This window comes from Cellulomonas sp. EB106-03-03-XG116 (genome assembly GCF_058792015.1).
Genome location: NZ_JBYTEP010000006.1, coordinates 31,838 through 51,240, shown reverse-complemented (window position 1 = coordinate 51,240; position 19,403 = coordinate 31,838). Strand labels below are relative to the sequence as shown.

Annotated in this window: 14 protein-coding genes and 1 riboswitch; of the genes, 7 read left to right on the top strand and 7 right to left on the bottom strand. The window is 74.9% G+C overall.

The features are described from left to right. Position 1 precedes the first annotated feature (1 nt). The 3 genes from AC3WUG_RS04340 to AC3WUG_RS04330 all read left to right on the top strand — a co-directional run bounded on the left by AC3WUG_RS04340 (position 2) and on the right by AC3WUG_RS04330 (position 2,531). Entirely contained in the window at positions 2-1,345 is a 1,344-nt protein-coding gene (locus tag AC3WUG_RS04340; RefSeq protein ID WP_492326528.1) for an ABC transporter substrate-binding protein, read from the top strand. A 121-nt stretch (positions 1,346-1,466) separates the two neighbouring features. Continuing rightward, a complete protein-coding gene (locus AC3WUG_RS04335; RefSeq protein WP_492326527.1) occupies positions 1,467-1,910 on the top strand; it encodes a (deoxy)nucleoside triphosphate pyrophosphohydrolase in 444 nt (147 codons plus the stop codon). A 162-nt stretch (positions 1,911-2,072) separates the two neighbouring features. After that, the gene (locus AC3WUG_RS04330; protein WP_492326526.1) at positions 2,073-2,531 is read left to right on the top strand and encodes an Hsp20/alpha crystallin family protein; all 459 of its coding nucleotides are present in this window, start codon (positions 2,073-2,075) and stop codon (positions 2,529-2,531) included. 88 nt (positions 2,532-2,619) lie between these two features. Here the strand turns inward: AC3WUG_RS04330 and metE are convergent, their stop codons facing one another. Together metE and AC3WUG_RS04320 are read right to left on the bottom strand one after the other, a co-directional pair. Beyond that, the gene (metE, locus tag AC3WUG_RS04325; protein WP_492326525.1) at positions 2,620-4,968 is read right to left on the bottom strand and encodes a 5-methyltetrahydropteroyltriglutamate--homocysteine S-methyltransferase; all 2,349 of its coding nucleotides are present in this window, start codon (positions 4,966-4,968) and stop codon (positions 2,620-2,622) included. A gap of 8 nt (positions 4,969-4,976) precedes the next feature. Continuing rightward, positions 4,977-6,050 carry a methylenetetrahydrofolate reductase gene (locus AC3WUG_RS04320; RefSeq protein ID WP_492326524.1) on the bottom strand — a complete coding sequence of 358 codons (1,074 nt, stop codon included), beginning with the start codon at positions 6,048-6,050 and terminating at the stop codon, positions 4,977-4,979. Then, positions 6,044-6,152: riboswitch (SAM riboswitch) on the bottom strand. Its footprint overlaps the gene before it by 7 nt. A gap of 180 nt (positions 6,153-6,332) precedes the next feature. Here AC3WUG_RS04320 and AC3WUG_RS04315 point away from each other — a divergent pair. Beyond that, a complete protein-coding gene (locus AC3WUG_RS04315; protein WP_492326523.1) occupies positions 6,333-7,262 on the top strand; it encodes an SMP-30/gluconolactonase/LRE family protein in 930 nt (309 codons plus the stop codon). 13 nt (positions 7,263-7,275) lie between these two features. On the opposite strand, the gene AC3WUG_RS04310 is transcribed toward AC3WUG_RS04315, so the two are convergent. From AC3WUG_RS04310 to AC3WUG_RS04300, 3 genes are read right to left on the bottom strand one after another with little or no spacing between them, the layout of a single operon-like run. Next, positions 7,276-7,599 carry a helix-turn-helix domain-containing protein gene (locus AC3WUG_RS04310; RefSeq protein WP_492326522.1) on the bottom strand — a complete coding sequence of 108 codons (324 nt, stop codon included), beginning with the start codon at positions 7,597-7,599 and terminating at the stop codon, positions 7,276-7,278. A gap of 51 nt (positions 7,600-7,650) precedes the next feature. Beyond that, positions 7,651-8,127 (bottom strand): hypothetical protein, encoded by a 477-nt coding sequence (locus AC3WUG_RS04305; RefSeq protein WP_492326521.1) that lies wholly within the window; start codon positions 8,125-8,127, stop codon positions 7,651-7,653. A gap of 4 nt (positions 8,128-8,131) precedes the next feature. Continuing rightward, the gene (locus AC3WUG_RS04300) at positions 8,132-8,737 is read right to left on the bottom strand and encodes a DNA-3-methyladenine glycosylase I (RefSeq protein ID WP_492326520.1); all 606 of its coding nucleotides are present in this window, start codon (positions 8,735-8,737) and stop codon (positions 8,132-8,134) included. 238 nt (positions 8,738-8,975) lie between these two features. Between AC3WUG_RS04300 and AC3WUG_RS04295 the strand changes: the two genes are divergently transcribed. Continuing rightward, positions 8,976-10,364 carry an MFS transporter gene (locus tag AC3WUG_RS04295; protein WP_492326519.1) on the top strand — a complete coding sequence of 463 codons (1,389 nt, stop codon included), beginning with the start codon at positions 8,976-8,978 and terminating at the stop codon, positions 10,362-10,364. Positions 10,365-10,511: 147 nt separating this feature from the next. Here the strand turns inward: AC3WUG_RS04295 and hrpA are convergent, their stop codons facing one another. Together hrpA and AC3WUG_RS04285 are read right to left on the bottom strand one after the other, a co-directional pair. Continuing rightward, entirely contained in the window at positions 10,512-14,999 is a 4,488-nt protein-coding gene (gene hrpA, locus AC3WUG_RS04290) for an ATP-dependent RNA helicase HrpA (protein ID WP_492326518.1), read from the bottom strand. Positions 15,000-15,154: 155 nt separating this feature from the next. Further along, a complete protein-coding gene (locus AC3WUG_RS04285) occupies positions 15,155-17,860 on the bottom strand; it encodes a glycoside hydrolase family 3 C-terminal domain-containing protein (RefSeq protein WP_492326517.1) in 2,706 nt (901 codons plus the stop codon). A gap of 405 nt (positions 17,861-18,265) precedes the next feature. On the opposite strand from AC3WUG_RS04285, the gene AC3WUG_RS04280 reads away from it, so the two are divergent. Together AC3WUG_RS04280 and AC3WUG_RS04275 are read left to right on the top strand one after the other, a co-directional pair. Then, complete coding sequence (locus tag AC3WUG_RS04280) at positions 18,266-18,778, top strand: aminoacyl-tRNA deacylase (RefSeq protein ID WP_492326516.1); 513 nt, start codon at positions 18,266-18,268, stop codon at positions 18,776-18,778. 213 nt (positions 18,779-18,991) lie between these two features. Beyond that, positions 18,992-19,351 (top strand): STAS domain-containing protein, encoded by a 360-nt coding sequence (locus AC3WUG_RS04275; RefSeq protein WP_492326515.1) that lies wholly within the window; start codon positions 18,992-18,994, stop codon positions 19,349-19,351. Positions 19,352-19,403 lie beyond the last annotated feature (52 nt).

Sequence of the window (19,403 nt, the reverse complement as noted above, 5' to 3'; positions counted from 1 at the left end):
AATGTCACGAACAAGGACGACGGCGTCCGTGCTCGCCGGGGCGATGGTGCTGGCGGCGTGCCTCGGGTGCGGCTCCGGGGGTGGGGCGGACACGCCGCGGGACGCCCCCCGCGACGCGGACGGCTCGACGCCGGTGGAGATGTGGATCTTCGGCGAGCTGCACGGGGTGCTGTACGAGCAGATGGCGGACCGGTGGAACGAGCTGAACCCGGACCGCGCGATCGACCTCCGCCTGACCGTGTACCCCTACCAGGACATGCACAACAAGCTGCAGCTCGCGGCGAACTCCGGCACCGGCATGCCGGACCTGGTCGACATCGAGGTGACGAAGTTCGCCAACTTCGTCCGCGGCGACAACCCGCCGCTCATGGACCTGTCCGCCGTCGCGGAGCCGTACCGCGAGGACGTCGTCGAGGCGCGGCTCGACCTGTACAGCCGCGGCGACGCGGTCTACGGGCTCCCGACCCACGTCGGCGCGTTCGTCACGTTCTACAACACCGAGCTGCTCGACGAGGCGGGCATCGACTACACGACGATCACCACCTGGGACGACTTCGCCGAGGCGGGGGCGGAGTACAGCGCCGCCACGGGCCGGGCGTTCGGCACGGCGAACACCGACGTGTTCTTCGTCGAGCCGCTGGTGATCGCCCAGCACGGCGGCGAGCTGTTCGCCGAGGACGGCACGGTCCAGGTCGACGACCCGGTCGTGGTCGAGTCCTTCGAGATGATGCAGGCCATGGTCGACGCGGGCGCGATCTCGCCGATCCCGGGGTCCAGCCCCGACGACGAGGAGGCGTACGGCGCCATCGCGCGCGGGGACTTCGCCGCGATCGTCTACCCCGCCTGGTACACCTCGCGGTTCGTCGACTACATGCCGGACCTGGCGGGCAAGGTCGCCATCGCGCCCGCGCCGGTCGTCCCCGGGTCGGACACGCTGACCATCGGCGGCGGCGGCACCGGCACCGCGGTCGCGGCGGACTCGCCGGTGCGGGACCTCGCGGCCGAGTGGCTCGCGTTCGCCAAGCTCTCCCCGGAGGCGAACGTGGCGGTCTGGGAGGTGCTCGGGTTCGACCCCGTGAACATGGCGGTGTGGGACGACGAGGAGGTCACCCGGAACCCCGAGAACCAGTTCAACCAGTACTTCACGACCAACCTGTTCGACGTGCTGAACGAGGTCAAGGACGGCATCGGGCACTTCGAGTCGTTCGCCAGCCCCGACCTGCCGGCGGTGAACAGCCGGTTCGGCACGGTGACGCTCACCGAGATCTACGAGTCCGGCGTGCCGGCGCGCGAGGCGCTGGAGCAGGCGCAGCGCGAGCTCAAGAACGAGCTGCGGCAGGACTGACCTCCCAGCCGGTGGATCCACCCGCACGGACACGCCCGGGCGTGCCGGTGCGGGTGGATCCACCGGGCGGGCCGCGGGCCGCGTCACGCGCGCGACACGCGGGCCTGGGAGACTGGGCGGCATGACCCGCCCCGTCCTCGTCGTCGCCGCCGCGCTGGTCGACGACCTCGCCGCCCCGGGCGCCCTGCTGGCCGCGCGCCGCCGCTCGCCGGTGAGCCTGGCGGGTCGCTGGGAGTTCCCCGGCGGCAAGGTCGAGCCGGGCGAGTCCCCGGAGGACGCCGTGCACCGGGAGATCCGCGAGGAGCTCGGCGTCGCGGTGGAGCTCGGCGACGAGCTCGCCGGACCCGACGCGGGCGCGTGGTGGCTGAGCGAGCGCTACGTGATGCGGCTCTGGCTGGCGCGCGTCACCGCGGGGGAGCCGCGGCCCCTGGTCGAGCACGACGACCTGCGCTGGCTGCCGCGCGGGCAGTGGCTCACCGTCCCCTGGCTCGACGCCGACGTGCGGATCGTCGAGGCGCTGGCGGCGGCGACGGACCCGGCAGACGCGTCTCCGCGAAGGGTCTGACCTGCGGGTTCACCTCTCGGCGAACAAGCCGCCGCTCGATCTGGCACTCGCACCCCGCGAGTGCTAGAACATCTCTCGTAGCCCTCCTGGCGCGGCAGCGCCGGGGCAGCAGCGGTCCCGGACCGTCCGGACCGCCGTGACGCTTCGAGGAGGTGACGGGCTGTGGCTACGCGATTCGACCCGTTCCAGGAGATGGACCGGCTGATGAACCAGGTCCTCGGCCAGCAGCGCGCGTCGGCGACCATGCCGATGGACCTGTTCCGCTCGGGCGACCACTACGTCCTGAACGTCGACCTGCCGGGGGCCGACCCCGGCTCGATCGACGTGAACGTCGACGACCGCACCCTCACGATCCGCGCGCAGCGCACCGCGCGCACGGAGGACGGGGTGCAGTGGCTCGCCAAGGAGCGCCCGGTCGGGACCTACGCGCGGCAGCTCACCGTCGGGCGCGGGCTCGACCTGGACGCCATCACCGCGTCGTACGCGGACGGCGTGCTGTCGCTGACCATCCCGGTGGCCGAGGAGGCCAGGCCGCGCCGCATCGAGGTCAGCACCGGTGGGACGCCGGCGACCATCGAGGCGGGCGCCGACGCCGCTCCGCAGGAGCGTGCGAGCGCCTGACCGGCGACGCGGCCGCACGACGACCGCCCCGGCCCCCGCGCGGGGGACCGGGGCGGTCGTGCGTCCGGAGCGCCGGAGCGCCGGCGCGTCAGGCCGTCGGCACCGCCAGCGACGCGCGCACCGTGCGGGTGGCGGCCAGCACGTGCTGGAGCGACGGGGTCACCTCGGCGTACCGGCGGGTCTTGAGGCCGCAGTCGGGGTTCACCCAGAGCTGCGCCGGGTCGACGACCCGGACGGCCTCGCTCAGCAGCTCGGTCACCTCGGCCTCGCTCGGCACGCGTGGCGAGTGGATGTCGTACACGCCCGGGCCGATCCCGCGGGGGTAGCCCTCGGAGGCGATGTCGCCCAGGATCTCCATCTTCGACCGCGCGGCCTCGATCGAGGTCACGTCGGCGTCCAGGCCGTCGATCGCCCCGAAGATCTCGCCGAACTCCGAGTAGCAGAGGTGGGTGTGGATCTGGGTGTCGGGGCGCACGCCCGAGGTCGCGAGCCGGAACGAGCGCACCGACCAGTCGAGGTAGGCGTCGTGGTCCGCGGCGCGCAGCGGGAGCAGCTCGCGCAGCGCGGGCTCGTCGACCTGGACGATCGCGGTCCCGGCGGCCTCCAGGTCGGCGATCTCGTCCCGCAGGGCGAGCGCCACCTGGTTCGCGGTGTCGGCCAGCGGCTGGTCGTCGCGGACGAACGACCACGCCAGGATCGTCACCGGGCCGGTCAGCATGCCCTTCACCGGCTTGGCGGTGAGCGACTGCGTGTAGGTCGTCCACGGCACCGTGATCGGCGCCGGCCGGGACACGTCGCCCCACAGGATCGACGGGCGGGTGCAGCGCGAGCCGTACGACTGGACCCAGCCGTTGGCGGTCACCGCGAACCCGTCCAGGTTCTCGGCGAAGTACTGCACCATGTCGTTGCGCTCTGGCTCGCCGTGCACGAGCACGTCGAGGCCGATCTCCTCCTGCAGCTCGACGACCCGGCGGATCTCCGCCTTCATCTCGTCCTCGTACTGCGCGGCGGTGAGCTCGCCCCGGCCGAACGCGGCGCGGGCCACGCGGATCTCCGGCGTCTGCGGGAACGAGCCGATCGTCGTGGTCGGCAGCGCGGGGAGCTGCAGCCGCTCGGCCTGCGCGACCCGGCGGTCCTCGAAGTCGCCCCGGTGGAACGCGTCGGCGGGCAGGCCGGTGAGGCGCTCGCGGACCTCGGGCCGCACGACGCCCGGGGCCTGAGCGCGCGAGCGGCGCGCGTCGGCCGCGGCGAGCAGCTCGGCGTGCACGGCCTCGCGGCCCTCGGTCAGGCCGGTCGCCAGCGTGACCACCTCGGCGACCTTCTGGTCGGCGAACGCGAGCCAGGAGCGCAGCGTCGGGTCGAGCTGCGGCTCGTCCTCGACGTCGTGCGGGACGTGGAACAGCGACGTCGACGTGCCGACGGCCACCTGCCGCGCGCCCAGGCCCTCGAGCGACTCGAGCGAGCCGAGCGCCGCGTCGAGGTCCGCGCGCCAGATGTTGTGGCCGTCGACCACCCCGCCGACCAGCACCTTCGACGCCAGCCCCTCGACGGGGGCCACCGGGAGCGAGCCGCGGACCAGGTCGAGCGCCAGGCCCTCGACGTCCGTGGCCGCCAGCACCGGCAGCGCGTCCTGGAGGTCGCCGTACGGGGCGGCGACCAGGATCGCCGGGCGCTCCGCCGCGGGCAGCTCGGTCGCCAGGGCGCGGTACGCCTCGGCCGCGGCTGCGAGCAGCCGGTCGGCCGGGACGCCGGTCGAGTCGGAGACCAGGGCGGGCTCGTCGAGCTGCACCCAGGTGGCGCCGGCGCGGGCGAGGTCGCGGAGCAGCGCGGCGTACACCGGCAGCACGTCGGCGAGCCGGTCGATCGGCAGGAAGTCCTCCGGCGAGCCCTCCGCGGCCTTGGCCAGCGCGAGGAACGTCACGGGGCCGACCAGCACCGGGCGGGTCAGCACGCCGTCCGCCAGGCCTTCGGCGAGCTCCCGCACCGGGCGGTCGCTCGCGTACCGGAACGGCGTCGCCGGGCCGATCTCCGGGACGAGGTAGTGGTAGTTCGAGTCGAACCACTTGGTCATCTCGAGCGGCAGGTCGTCGCCGCGGCCGCGGGCCACGGTCGAGTAACCGGCCAGGTCGAGCCCGCCGTCGGCGGCGAGCAGGTCCGCGAACCGCTCGGGCACGGCGCCGAGCACCGCGGCCGCGTCGAGCACGTGGTCGTAGAACGAGAAGGCGCTGGGGATCGCGGGCAGCCGGGTGTCCAGGCCGAGCTCCGCCAGGCGGGTGCGGGTGCGGCGGCGCAGGTCGGCGGCGGTGGCCTCGACCTCCTCGGCGCTCGCGCGGCCGGCCCAGAACGCCTCCAGGGCCTTCTTCAGCTCGCGGCGCGGGCCGATCCGGGGGTAGCCCAGGACGGTGCCGGCGGGGAAGGGGTGGGTCAGGTCGGTCATCTCTCGCCTCAGCTGGTGGGAACGGGGGTCGGGGTGGTCGTGGGGGCGGCCGCGGCGGCCGCCGGTTCGGGGGCGACGGCCGGTGCGACCCGCAGGTGCGCGCGCGGGGCGTCGCCGCCCAGGCCCGCGCCGTCCAGCAGGTCGAGCGCGGGGCCGTGGGCGTTGAACGTGTAGAGGTGCACGCCGGGCGCGCCGCCGTCGAGGACGGCGTTCACCAGGTCGACGCCCAGCCGCGTGCCCAGGCGGTGCCGCGCGGCGACCTCCGCCGGGTCGTCGGCGTCGAAGGCGTCGAGCCGGGCGAGCAGGGCCTCCGGGACGGGCACGCCGGTCAGCTGCGCCACGCGGCGCAGCCGGGCGGGGTCGGTGGTGGGGATGACGCCCGGGAGGATCGGGATCGTGACGCCCGCGTCCCGCGCCAGGGCCACGAGCTCGAGGTACGACCCGGCGTCGTAGAACACCTGGGTGATCGCGAAGTCCGCGCCGGCCCGCTGCTTGGCGAGCAGCGCCGCGACGTCCTGCTCCCGCGTGCTGCCGGCGCCGGCGTTGCCGCGGGGGAACGCCGCCACGGCGACGGACAGCGGCCGGGTGGCGGCGCGGACCGCCTGCGCGGGGCTGCTCGCGCACCGCCGCCGCTCGACGTCGCGCAGCAGCTCCACGAGGGCGCTCGCCGTCGGCAGGCCCTCGGGGTGCGGCTCCCAGGACCGGTCGGCCGGCGGGTCGCCGCGCAGCGCCAGGAACGACCGCACGCCCTCGTCGAGGAACTCCTCGATCGTCGCGGCGAGGTCCTCCCGCGAGCTGGCCACGCAGGTCAGGTGCGCGATCGGCGTCAGCGACGTCTCGCGCAGCAGCCGGCGGACGAGCTGCCGGGTCGTGGTCCGGGTGCTGCCCGAGGCGCCGTACGTGACCGAGACGAAGTCGGGGCGGGCCGCGGCGAGCTGCTGGACCGTGGACCACAGCCGGGGCGCGGCGTCCGGGTTCCGCGGCGGGAACAGCTCGAACGACACGGTCGGGCGGTCGACGGCCCCGAGGCCGTCCGGCACGGCGGTGCCCGCCAGGTGCGCAGGGACGTCGTGACTGCTCATCGTCAGCTCCATCGAACCTGGCGGAAGCACCCGCACCCTCGGTGAGGAGGGGGGTTGCTGCGACGTCGACGAGCCAGGTCTCTCGGTCGCTCTGGATGGGTGCCGCCACACTAGGCCCGGCGGCGGCCGCCGTCCACTGCCCCTGACGTGTCATCTTCTCGTGACCCGGTTCACACCCCGGGTGGGGCCGCGCGCGGGCGGTGGCCGGGAGGGGTCCGGGGTGGCGGACGGGTGCGCCCGGGCGGCGGGCGGGTGCGGCGGCGCCGTGCGAGGCTGCGTGGGGTGACCGACCTGCGCACCGTCCCGCTGCCCGCCCGCCGGATCCACGCCCGGGACCTGGTCCCGCCGGACGCCCCCGAGGCCGTGGTCCTCGGCGAGGCCCGCGCGCGGCTGGGGGAGCGGCCCGTGCACGACGCGCGGGACGGCTCCGTCGTGTGGGTGGACATCGACGCGTGCAGCGTGCACCGCTGGGCCGGCGGCGACCACGCGCGGGACGCCGTGGTCAGCGTGCCGTCGCCGGTGTCGCTGGCCTGGCCGGCCGCCGCGGGCGGGCTGCTGCTCGCGACCGCGGACGGCCTCGGCGTGCACGACGGCACCACGCTCGGCCCGCTCACCCGGCCGGCGGACATGCCCCGGGACTACCGGTTCAACGACGGCGGTGTCGACGGCGACGGGCGCCTGTGGGTCGCGACGATGCCGCGTGACGGCTCGCCGGGCGACGGGACGGTGTACCGGGTGGTCGCCACGGACGAGGGCCTCGAGGTCGCCGCGGTGCTCACCGGGGTGGGGGTCGGCAACGGCCTGCAGTGGAGCCCCGACGGCGCGACGCTCTACGTCACGGACACCAGCACGGCGACCGTGTACCGGCTGCCGTACGACACGGCGTCCGGCACCGCCGGCGCCCCCGAGCCGTTCCTGTCCTTCGACGCGGACGGACCGCAGCCGGACGGCACGACGGTCGACGGGGAGGGCTGCCTGTGGGTCGCGCTGTACGGCGGCGGCGCGGTGCTGCGGTTCGCGCCGGACGGGACCCCGCTCGGGGCGATCCGGGTCCCGACGGAGCGGGTGACCTGCCTGGGGTTCGGGGCGCCGGGGTCGGGGCGGGCGTACGTGACGACCGCGCACGCCGACGGGGACCCGCTCGCGGGGGCGGTGCTCGGCGCGGAGGTGGCGGTGGACGGGCTGCGGGTGCGGGCGTTCGGGGAGGGGTGAGCGGCCCTCGGCCTCACTCTGCGAGGTCGGCGCGTCGTTCCAGGGTGAGCCGGGCGCCGAGCGCGGCGGCGAGCCGGACGAGCGTGTCCCGCGTCGGGTTGCCGAGCCCGCGCTCGATCCGGCTGATGTCGGCCTGCTGCACCGAGGCGCGCGCGGCGAGCGCGGCCTGGCTCAGCCCGTGGGTCCGTCGCAGGTGCGCGATCTCCGCCCCGAGCAGCTCCTCGGCCGCGAGCTGCGCGCGGAGCCCCGCCGCGAGGTCCGCGGCGACGTCGCGGACGTCCTCGTCCCAGTGGGACCGCGCCTCGTCGGCGATCCTGCGGTAGGGGGTGGTCGCCACGGTGCTCCTCCGATCGGTGTCCTCTGATCATGTGCCGTGGCACATCGCGCGTCAACCCGTCCGACGCCACGTCGCCAGATGGCGTCGCGCGCGGTCGATCTCGCGGCGCTGGCGGCGCTCGGACGTGTCCCGGCCCTTGTCGTACGCGTGCAGCAGCAGCACGACCCGCGCGCCGTGGAACGTCACGAACAGGCGGAGGAGCACGGTGCGGTGCCCCGCGGTCTCCGGCACGTCCGCGCGTGCTGCCGGTCCGGCCCGGCGCGATCGCACCGCGCGCAGGGACTGGCGGACGCGGATCTCGAACAGCCCCTCGCCCAGAGCGCGACACCACGGCGTGCCGAGAAGGTCGATGCCGTACGGCTCGACCACCTCCGTCAGCACCGCGTCGACGACGGCCTGGACGTACGGATCCGCCCGCCGGAACCACCGCTCGAACGGTGCGGTGCCCGTCCGGTCGTCCCTCCAGACCTCGACCTGCCACCGCCCGCCCTCTCCGGTTGGTGCCGGCCCGTGCTCGCGGTGGCCCACGACCTCACCCCCCGGCGCGCGCCAGGACGACGGGGCAGTCGGCCAGGTGGTCGTCGACGATCCCGCACGCCTGCATCGCCGCGTACGCCGTCGTGGGCCCGACGAACCGGAACCCCTGCCGCTTGAGCTCCTTCGCGAGCGCGGCCGACTCCGGGGTCGTCGCCGGGACCTCGGCGAACGTCCGCGGCCGGGGCCGGGTGCCGGGGGCGGACGCGGCGGACCAGAACAGCTCGTCCAGGCTCAGCCCGCGGCCGTGCAGGTCGAGCAGGGCGCGGGCGTTGGCGACGGCCGCCGTGATCTTGGCGCGGTTCCGGATGATCCTGGTGTCCGCCATCAGCCGCTCGACGTCGTGCTCGTCGAACCCCGCCACGACGGCCGGGTCGAACTCCGCGAACGCCGCGCGGAAGCCCTCGCGGCGGCGGAGGATCGTGATCCACGCGAGGCCCGACTGGAACGCCTCGAGCGTCATGCGCTCGAACAGCTCCCGCTCGCCGTGCACGGGGACGCCCCACTCCTCGTCGTGGTAGCGCTCGTAGAGCGGGTCGCCGTCGCCGAAGCAGCGGCGGCCGGCGAGGGCGGGGAGGGTGTCCGGGGCGTCGCTGCTCGTCATGCCGCCACTCTGCCGCACCGGTGCGACACCCGGTCGCCGCCCTCCACAGGCCGCACCGCACCCGGAGCCTGGGGACGACAGGCCCAGGCGTCCACCATGCGGTCGCGACTTGTCTGCCACGTGAGACGGCGTAAGGTCGCCCGAGCGCTGGAGCACCGACCGTCCCGCGAGCCGACCCTGGAGCCGACCCCGACGACCGCCGGTGGCCCGCGCCACCCGGATCGTCGAGGAGCCCCGCATGTCAGCCACCACCGTGCCCACCACCACGCCGCCGGCCGAGCCCCGGCCGCTCAACTCGCCGTCCCGTGTCATCGCGGCGAGCCTCGTGGGCACCACCATCGAGTTCTACGACTTCTACGTGTACGCGACGGCCGCCGTTCTCGTGTTCCCGAAGCTGTTCTTCCCGACCGGGAACGACACCACGGCGCTGCTCGCGTCGTTCGCGGTGTTCGGCGCCGCGATGGTGGCGCGCCCGATCGGCGCGATCTTCTTCGGCCACCTCGGCGACCGCCGCGGCCGCAAGACCACGCTGGTCTACTCGCTGCTCACCATGGGCGTCGCGACCTTCCTCATCGGGCTGCTGCCGACGTTCGGCCACATCGGCGTCGGCGCCACGGTCGCGCTGCTGGTGCTGCGGCTCGCGCAGGGCTTCGCGCTCGGCGGCGAGTGGTCGGGCGCAGCGCTGGTCGCCACCGAGAACGCCCCGGCCGGGAAGCGCGCCTGGTACGGCACGTTCCCGCAGCTGGGCGCCCCGCTCGGCTTCATCATCGCCAACGGGATCTTCCTCATCATCAACGGCGTCCTCGGCCAGGGCTCGGACGCGTTCATGTCCTGGGGCTGGCGCGTGCCGTTCCTGTTCTCCGCCGTGATGGTGATCATCGGCCTGTGGGTGCGGCTCAAGCTGGTCGAGTCCGAGGCGTTCACCCAGGCCGAGAAGAAGGGCACCATCACCAAGGTGCCGCTCGGCACGACGCTGAAGTTCCACTGGCGCGAGACCCTGCTCGGCACGTTCATCATGCTGGCGACCTACGTGCTGTTCTACCTGATGACGAACTTCACGCTGACCTACGGCACCCGCGCGGTCGCGCCGGAGGACGGCGAGCCCGGCGGCCTGGGCATCCCGTACGTGCACTTCGTGCTCATGCAGATCATCGGCGTGCTGTTCTTCGGCATCTTCACGATGCTGTCCGGCCCGCTGGCCGACCGGCTGGGGCGCCGGCGCCTGCTCATCGGCGTCACGTCGGCGATCATCGTGTTCGGGTTCTCGTTCCCGCTGTTCCTCACGGTGCGCGACGACCTCGTGTTCACCGGCGCGCTCACGCAGGCGTTCCTGGTGCTCGGGTTCCTGCTGATGGGTGCCACGTTCGGCCCGATGGGCGCGCTGCTGCCCGAGCTGTTCCCGACGAACGTCCGGTACACCGGCTCCGCGGTCGCCTACAACGTGTCGTCGATCCTCGGTGCGGCGCTGGCCCCGATCGTGGCGCTCGCGCTGTGGGCGGCGGCGGACGGCAGCACCTGGCTCGTCGGCGTGTACCTGTCGGCGATGGGCGTGCTGACCCTGCTCGCGCTGATCCTCTCCCGCGAGACGAAGGACCAGGACTACGCGAGGTCCTCGCACGCGGACTGACCCCGCGACCACCGCACCCGTGCGCCGAGATAGGACCGCGCGCGCGAGAGAGGACTGCCCATGGTCCTATCTCGCCGCGGCGGTCCTATCTCGGCGCGTGCTGGCCGGGTGAGGGAGGCCGGGCCGCAGGCCCGTCAGGCCGGCGGGTCAGGCCAGCGCCGCCAGGGCCTTGCGGATGCGCTTCTCGCTGACCGGGACCGGGGTGCCGAGCTGCTGGGCGAACAGGCTCACGCGGAGCTCCTCGAGCAGCCAGCGGGCGTCGTCGAGCGCCGCCAGGTCGGCGGGCACCAGGGTCCGGCTGGTCACGCGGGCCCGGGTCTGCCCGAGCAGCTGCTCCAGGTCGCGCACCTGCCAGGCGAGCTGCTCGTCCCGCGCGGGGTTGCCGGCGGCCTTGTCGAGCCGGTAGGCCGCGGCGCGCAGGTAGCGCGCCAGGTGCGGCAGCCGGTCCGCGCCGGTCTCGGAGACGAATCCGTCGTGCACCAGGCGCTCGGCCTGCTCCTGCACGTCGCGCACGGTGCCGAGCAGGGCGAGCGACCGGGTGCCGCGGACGGCGCCGTCGAGGTCCCGGGCCGCGGCCAGCACCGCGACCAGGTCCTGCACCACCCGGTGCACGGCGTCCTCGAGCCGGTCCCGGACGAACCCGCGGGCCGCCGCGTAGGCGTCGGCGGACCGGACGGCCGTCGCCGGGCGCCCGGCGAGGTGCTCGGTCAGCAGCCGGTCGACGGCGGCGAGCTGCACGTCGGCGACCAGCGCCTCGGTGCTCGGGTACGGGCTGGCCGCGAGCGTGAGCGCCTGGGTGCCCGACCACCGCGAGGTGATCCGGCCCGCGGCGAGCCCGACGTCGCGGACCAGCAGCCGGCGCAGGCCGCGGCGGTGCCGGACGGCCTGGTCCCCGGCGTCGGCCAGCACCTCGACCCGGACGGTCGCCGCTGGCCCGGAGCCGTGCTCCACGAGCGCCGGGTAGCCGCGCACCGTGAGCCCGCTCGCGTCCTGCGTCTCGACGCGCTCGGGGAGGGCGCCGCCGGGCAGGTCGGCGGGCCAGGTGTCGAGGTCGGTGCCGTCGAAGCCGGGCAGCGCGGGCGTCGCGGCCCGGGCCCCGGGACCGGGGACGGCCGCCGACCCGCCGCGGCCGGGCGCCGGGCCTCCGCCGCCGTCGCCGTCCACCGCCCCCGACCGGGCGCGCGCGTCCGCCATCGCGTCCCGCACCGCGGTCCGGACGGCGGTGCTCACTGCGTCCTGGGTCCGCGCCGCGAGCGTCCGCTGCAGCACTGCGAGGTCCTTGCCCTCGTCGAGCACCCGGCCGCGGTCGTCCACGACCCGGAACGTCATCCGCAGGTGCGGGGGGAGCCGGTCGAGGTCGATCGCGCCGTCGGGCACGACGACGTCGCGGAGCGCCCGGACGGCCTGCCGGAAGGCGGTCTCGTACGACGGCGCGGCGTCGGCCGCCCGCACGGTGTCCTCCCACGAGGCGGTGTGCGCGTCGAGCCAGCCGACCACGTCGCGCGCGACGTCCGGCGCGGGCACCAGCTGCACCCGGACCGGCTTCGGCAGCGCGCGGATCGTCGCCGTCACCAGCTCCTCGCGGAGCCCCGGCACCATCCAGTCGAAGCCCTCGGGCCGGACCCGGGCCAGCGCGACGAGCGGGACGTGCACGGTGACGCCGTCCGCGTCCGCGCCGGGCTGGAACTGGTAGGTCAGCGGCAGCGCGAGGTCGCCCTGCGGCCAGGTCGACGGGAACGAGGACTCGTCCACGCCGCCCTCGTCGGTCACCAGCAGCTCGCGGGTGAACGTCAGCAGGTCGGGGTCCTGGCGGCGCGCGCCCTTCCACCACTGGTCGAAGTGCCGCGCGGACACGACGTCGTCGGGGATCCGCTCGTCGTAGAAGTCGAACAGGGCGTCGTCGTCGACGACCAGGCCGCGGCGCCGGGACCGGGCCTCCAGGTCCTCGGCCTCCTTCAGCAGCCGGCGGTTCTCGGCGAAGAACGCGTGGTGCGTGGTCCAGTCGCCCTCGACCAGCGCGTGCCGGATGAACAGCTCGCGCGCGTGCTCGGCGTCGACCTTCCCGAACAGCACCCGCCGCCCGGTGACGATCGGGACGCCGTAGAGCATCACCCGCTCCAGGGCCATGGCGGCGCCCTGCTTGGACGACCAGGACGGCTCGGAGTACGACCGCTTCACCAGGTGCCCGGCCAGGTCCTCGGCCCACTCGGGCTGGATGCGCGCGGCGTCGCGGGCCCACAGCCGGGAGGTCTCGACGAGCTCGCCCGCCATCACCCAGGCCGGCGGCTTCTTGGCCAGCCCGGAGCCCGGGAAGATCGCGAACTTGGCACCGCGCGCGCCCAGGTACTCGTTGCGGCCGCGCCGGTCCGGGGTGCGCCCGCCGTCACCACGGCCCTTGCCCCGGGCCTGCGCGCCGCCGCCGGACAGGTCCGACGCCTCCTGCATGCCGATCTGCGACAGCAGGCCGGACAGCAGCGCGACGTGCACCCGGTCGGCGTCCCACTCCAGCCGGTGCGCGCCGCGGCCCTCGGTCGCGGGGTCGCGCTCCTCGGACAGGTCGCGGTCGGTCGTCCGCGGCGGGTTCATCGTGATGCCGAGCGGCTTCGCGAGCTCCTTGAGCTGCGTCACGACGTCCTGCCACTCGCGCAGCCGCAGGTAGTTGAGGTACTCGGCCTTGCACAGCCGCCGGAACGCCGAGCCCGACAGGTCGCGCTGCGCGTCGCGGACGTACTGCCAGAGGTTGAGGTACGCCAGGAAGTCGGACGTCGGGTCGGCGAACCGGGCGTGCAGCTGGTCGGCCTGGGCGCGCGTCTCGACCGGGCGCTCGCGGGGGTCCTGGATCGACAGGGCGGCGGCCACGATCATCACCTCGCGCGCGACGCCCCGCCGACCGCCCTCGACGATCATCCTGGCCAGCCGCGGGTCCATCGGCAGCTGGGCGAGCGCGCGGCCGGTGTCGGTCAGCCGGGTGCCGGAGGGGCCGGTCTCCAGCGCGCCGAGCTCGGTCAGCAGCTGAACGCCGTCGCGCACGGCCCGGGTGTCCGGCGGGTCGACGAACGGGAACGACGCCACGTCGTCCGGCCCGGTCGCGACGCCGACCGCGACCATCTGCAGGATCACCGACGCGAGCGAGGTGCGCAGGATCTCGGGCTCGGTGAACCGCGGCCGGGACGCGAAGTCGTCCTCGGAGTACAGCCGGATCGCGATGCCGTCGGCGACGCGCCCGCACCGGCCCGACCGCTGGTTCGCCGACGCCTGCGAGATCGGCTCGATCGGCAGCCGCTGCACCTTGGTGGCCTTGGAGTACCGCGAGATGCGCGCGGTGCCGGGGTCGACGACGTACCGGATGCCCGGCACCGTCAGCGAGGTCTCGGCGACGTTGGTGGCCAGCACGACGCGGCGGGTGCCGTGCTGCTGGAACACCCGGTGCTGCTCCGCGGCCGACAGCCGGCCGTACAGCGGCAGCAGCTCGACGGCGTCGGGGCGGCGCTGGTCCTGCACCCGCACGCCCAGGTGGCCGCGCAGCGCCTCCTCGGCGTCGCGGATCTCCCGCTCGCCGGACAGGAACACCAGGACGTCGCCGGGGCCCTCGGCGGCGAGCTCGTCGACCGCCTCGCAGATCGCCGTCATGAGGTCGCGGTCCTCGGCGGGCGGCGGCGTCCGCGCGCCCTTCGCCGGGGCGCCGCGGGAGCCCGCGCGCGGCCGGGTGCCGTCGTCCGCGTCGAGGTCGTCCGGGTCGTCGGTGGGGCGGTCGGGGGACAGCGGGCGGTACCGGAGCTCGACGGGGTAGGTGCGCCCGGTGACCTCGACGACCGGTGCCGGGACGCCGTCGGGGTGCTCGGCGTCCGCAGGGCCGGCGAAGTGCGCCGCGAACCGCGCCGAGTCGATCGTCGCCGACGTGATGACGACCTTGAGGTCGGGGCGGCGCGGCAGCAGCTGGGCCAGGTAGCCCAGGATGAAGTCGATGTTGAGCGACCGCTCGTGCGCCTCGTCGATGATGAGCGTGTCGTAGGCGCGCAGCTCCGGGTCGCGCTGGATCTGCGCGAGCAGGATGCCGTCGGTCATGACCTTCACGAGCGTGCGGTCCGACGACTCGTCGGTGAACCGCACCTGGTAGCCGACGAGCTCGCCGATCGTGGTGCCCAGCTCCTCCGCGATCCGCTCCGCGACCGTGCGGGCGGCGATCCGGCGGGGCTGGGTGTGCCCGATCTGGCCGTCCCGGCCGCGGCCGAGCTCCAGGGCGATCTTGGGCAGCTGGGTGGTCTTCCCGGACCCGGTCTCGCCGGCGACGATGACGACCTGGTGGTCGCGGATCGCGGCGGCGATCTCGGCCCGGCGCGCCGACACCGGCAGCTGCTCGGGGTAGACGACCGGCGGGAGGACGACCGCGCGGCGGGCGTCGGCGAGGGCGGCCAGGCGCCGGGCGCGGGACTCGCGGCCGCGGCGGGGGTCCTGGGCGCGCTGGTCGGGGCCGCGCTGGTCGGACCCGCGCTGCTCCGGCGCGCGTCCGTCGCCGGCGGGCCGTCGTCCGCGCCCGCCGCGTCGCCGCCGGAGACGCCCGGGTGCGGCGTCGCCGCCGTCGCCGCTCGCGGGACGGGGGGCGGGGGCGGGGCTGGTGGGGTCGGCGGCTGTCATCGGCGGTCCATTGTCACCGCACCGCCCCCGGTGACGCGATCTCGATTCGCGGAGAGCGATCACCCGGACGCCGAGATCGGTGCCCCGCGCCGAGATCGGTGGCAGGAGGCACCGATCTCGGGCGGGAGCACCGATCTCGACGACCGGCAGGCGGCTCAGCGCACGATCGCGTCCGAGATCGCCAGGGTGCCGCGGAGCCGGATGTCGTCCGAGGCCGCCCCCACCAGCACGGGGATGGTGCCGGTCGGGGTGCGCCACGCGTCGAGGTCGACGTCCCAGTAGGACAGCGACTCCGGGCTGAGCGTCACGGTGACCGTCTGCGTCTGCCCCGGCGCGAGCGTCGCGGTGCCGAACCCGGCCAGGCTGATCGGGGCGCTGCTGACCCGGCGGGTCGGCAGGTTCCCGACGTAGACCTGGACGGTCTCGGTGCCGGCGACCGCGCCGGTGTTGGTCACGTCGACCGTGGCCTGCAGCTGCGAGCCGCCGTCGGCGCCGGGGACGACCGCGGTGCGCAGGTTCGCGTACTGGTAGGTCGTGTACGACAGCCCGTGCCCGAAGGCGTACTGCGGCGTGATCCCGTTCTCCGCGTACCCGCGGTACCCGACGAAGATCCCCTCGCTGAACTGCTGGTCCAGCCCGTCGCCCGGGTACTGCGACGGGTCGCTGACCGGCGTGGAGGCCTCGTCGACCGGGATGGTCACCGGCAGCCGGCCGGACGGGTTGACGTCGCCGAACAGGATGCCGGCGACCGCCGCCCCCTGCTCCTGCCCGCCGAACCAGTTGTGCAGCACGGCGCCCACGCCGCCGTCCCAGTCGGACGTCTGCACGACGCTGCCCACCTCGAGCACGACGATCGTGCGCGGGTTGGCCGCTGCGACCTGGCGGATCAGCTCCGCCTGCCCGTTCGGCAGGTCGAGGCTCGGCCGGTCGCCGCCCTCGGAGGAGTAGTCCCGCACGACGACGACCGCCGCCTGCGCGGACCGCGCGGCCTGCGCGGCGGCCTGGACGCTCGGGGTGACGACCGGCTCCGGCGGGGTCCAGCCCAGCTTGAACGCGGCACCGGCGTCGGTCCCGCCGGGGGAGTCGTTGGTGTACTCGGCCCGCAGGGCGTAGGTCTGGCCGGCGACGAGCTCCACGGGCGCCGTGGTGACGGCGGCGGGGTCGCCGGACGGCCCGGTGGTGAGCACCGGCTGGTCGTCGAGGAAGACGGTGCTGGTGCCGTTGGTGGTGGCGGCGAGCTCGTACGTGCCGGTGACCGGGGCGGTGAGCGTGCCGGTCCAGCGGATCGACGCGTTGTGCTCGTTGTCCTGCAGCGGGAAGTGCGGCGACTGCGAGTTCAGCCCCTCGAACAGGTAGAACCCGCCGTTGATCCCGACGTACGGCTCGGTCCGGTCCACCGCGGGGGCGCCCGACAGGTCGTCGCTGTCGAAGTACTCGACGCGGACGCCGGCCCCGTCGCCGAGGGCGGAGGTGAGGAAGTCGGACGGGATCGGGTCCGGCCCGGCGAGCAGCGACGTCGAGGTGACGGGGTCGTTGCCCGGCGTGTGCGTGACGGTCACGCCGGCGGCCACGCGGTCCTGGATGCCCTGCAGCGGGCTGATCGTCCGCGTCGGGTTCACCAGCGAGGAGCCGCCGCCCTGGACGACGACGTCGGCATCGGCACCGATCACGGCGATCGACCCGACGCCCGGCCCCAGCGGCAGCGCGCCGTCGTTCTTCAGCAGCACCGACGCCCGCTCGGAGACCTGCCGCGCGAACGCCGAGTTGGCGTCCTCGGGCAGCGGGCTGATGGTCGGCGGGTTGTCGAACAGCCCGAGCGCGACCATCGGGCGCAGGATCCGCAGCACCGCGTCGTCGATCCGCGACGTCGGGACCTGACCCGCGCGCACCGCGTCGAGCAGCGGCCCGCAGAAGAAGCAGTCGCCGGGCCCCACCTCGGGGGTGAAGTTCCCGGGCATCTCCTGGTCCATGCCCGCCAGGACCGCCTGCACCGTGCTCGGCGTGGCGCCGTAGTCGCTCATCACCCAGCCCTGGAACCCGAGCTGCTGCTTGAGGATCTGGTTGAGGGTCTCGTCGTTCTCGCAGCCGCGGACGCCGTTGATGCCGTTGAACGAGCACATCGCCGACCCGGCGCGGCCCTCGTCCTGCGCGATGGCGAACGGCCGCGTGTAGATCTCCTGCAGCGTCCGCTCGTCGAGGACGGCGTTGCCGCCGATCAGCCGGTTCTGCTCCTGCGTGTAGACGTTGTAGTGCTTGAGGTCGGCGATCACCGGGTTCGACTGGATGCCGCGCACCTCGGCGGCGGCCATGTCCCCGGACAGCAGCGGGTCCTCGCCGAAGCCCTCGAAGTTGCGGCCGCCCTGCGGGACGCGCCCGATGTCGAGCGCCGGGCCCAGCAGCACGTTGTGCCCCGTGCGGTGCGCCTCGTCGCCGGCCAGCCGGCCGTACTCCTGCGCGAGCGACGCGTCCCACGTCGCGGCCAGGGCCAGCGGTGAGGGCAGCTGCGTCGACAGCTTCCCGTTCACGTCGGGGTTGGCGATCCGCACGCCCGCCGTCCCGTCGGCCATGGTCAGGGCCGGGATCCCGACCCGCTCGATCGGGGCGTTGTAGAAGCCGAAGAAGTTGTTCAGCTCCCCGTGCATCATGTTGACCTTCTCGTCGAGGGTCATCCGCCGCAGGATCGCCCGCGCACGGGCGGTGTCGTCCGGCGACTCGTCCCACCAGAAGTCCGACGGGAACGACTGCGCCTCCTGCAGGGCCTCGGTGACCGCGGTCTCCACCGCGGGGTCGTCGTCGGGCGAGGCCGCCGCGGCGGCTCCGACCGGGACTGTCAGCGCCAGTGCCGCGAGGAGCGCGGGCACGCTGGCGCGCCGGGTACGTGGGTGCATCGTCGAACCCCCTGGATCACGGGTCGCCCGCACGTCCCGCGGGCGACGTCGCCTGGTCGCGCCAGTAGGTCACCCGTTCGGGTGAGGGTCAAGGGGTGGGTGCCGGGGGCAACCGGGCGCGTCGAGGGCGTGCCGGGCGGCGGCGGGCGACTGACCACGGGGGTCGCGGGTGGCGCCGGCACCGGGCCGCGCGGAGGCCCGTGCGCGGGCGCCCCGGCGGTGTCCGGAGGGCGGTCGGTCCGGGGTCACGATGTGGATGGGTGGCCGGGGTCGGCCCGAGCGGTCCCACCCGGTCGGTCGCGGTCGACGGGACGCCGCCGACGTCCCGGTGGCCGTGGTCGCGCGCCCCTGTCGGACCCGCCTCGTAGGGTGGCGGGCATGACGAGCGAGCAGGACCAGGGCGCGGCCACCGAGGGCGAGCGGCGCGCCGCGCAGGCGCTCGCGGACGCGGGCATCGCGCACGAGATCGTCCGGCACGGCCCGGTGCGCTCCCTCGCCGAGGCGGCCGCGGCCCGTGGCATCGACCCGTCGGGCATCGTCAAGACGCTGGTCGTGCGGCGCGGTGACGACGACTACCTGTTCGTGCTCGTGCCCGGCGACCGCACGATCTCCTGGCCCAAGCTGCGCACGCTGCTGGGCGTGAGCCGGATGTCGATGCCGGACGCGGCGACCGCCAAGGAGGTCACCGGGTACGAGCGCGGCACCATCACGCCGTTCGGCTCCCTGCGCGCCTGGCCGGTGGTGGCCGACGAGCGGGTGCTCGGGCGCCCCGCGTCGATCGGCGGGGGCGGCCACGGGGTCGGCGCGCGCGTGGACGGCGACGACCTCGTCCGGGTGCTGGACGCCACCGTGGCGGACGTCACCGAGCCGATGCCGGACGGCGCGGCCTGACCCTCGGCGCCACCATCCCGACCGGACGGTCAAGGTTCGGTCAAGACCGCGTCCCGGCGCCGGGAACGAAGCGGGCGACGGATGCGTTGTCCCGGACGGAGGACGCGCTGGTCACGCCTCCCGCGGTCCCCGGGACGCGGCGTTCGGCATGCGCGCGCGACGCCGGGGGTCCATGATCGGGCGGCCCCACGCAGACTTGGAGAGAACGAGGACATGAACCTGACCGAGGATCCCGCCCCCGTCGGGGGGATCGACGTGACCGCCGCGCACGGGCGCACGGTGGTCCGGCTGTGGGGCGAGGTCGACGGTGCGCTGCGGGCCGAGGCCAGCACCTCGATGGCGCAGGCGCTCGCGAGCACCGCGCCGATCGTGGTCGACGCGACCGACGTGACGTTCATCGACTCGTCCGGTCTCGCGTTCGTGCTGCAGCTGAACCTGGCCGCCGGCGAGACGGCGCAGGGCCTGACGCTGCGGGACCCGCAGCGGCAGGTGCTCGAGAAGCTCGACATGCTCGGCATGGCCGGGGAGTTCGCCCCCGAGCCCGACGCCGCGCCGGAGCGCGCGATCGCCTGACGGCCGCCACGCCCGTCGTCCACAGGCGACGCCCGCCGTGCGCGGGGATGTC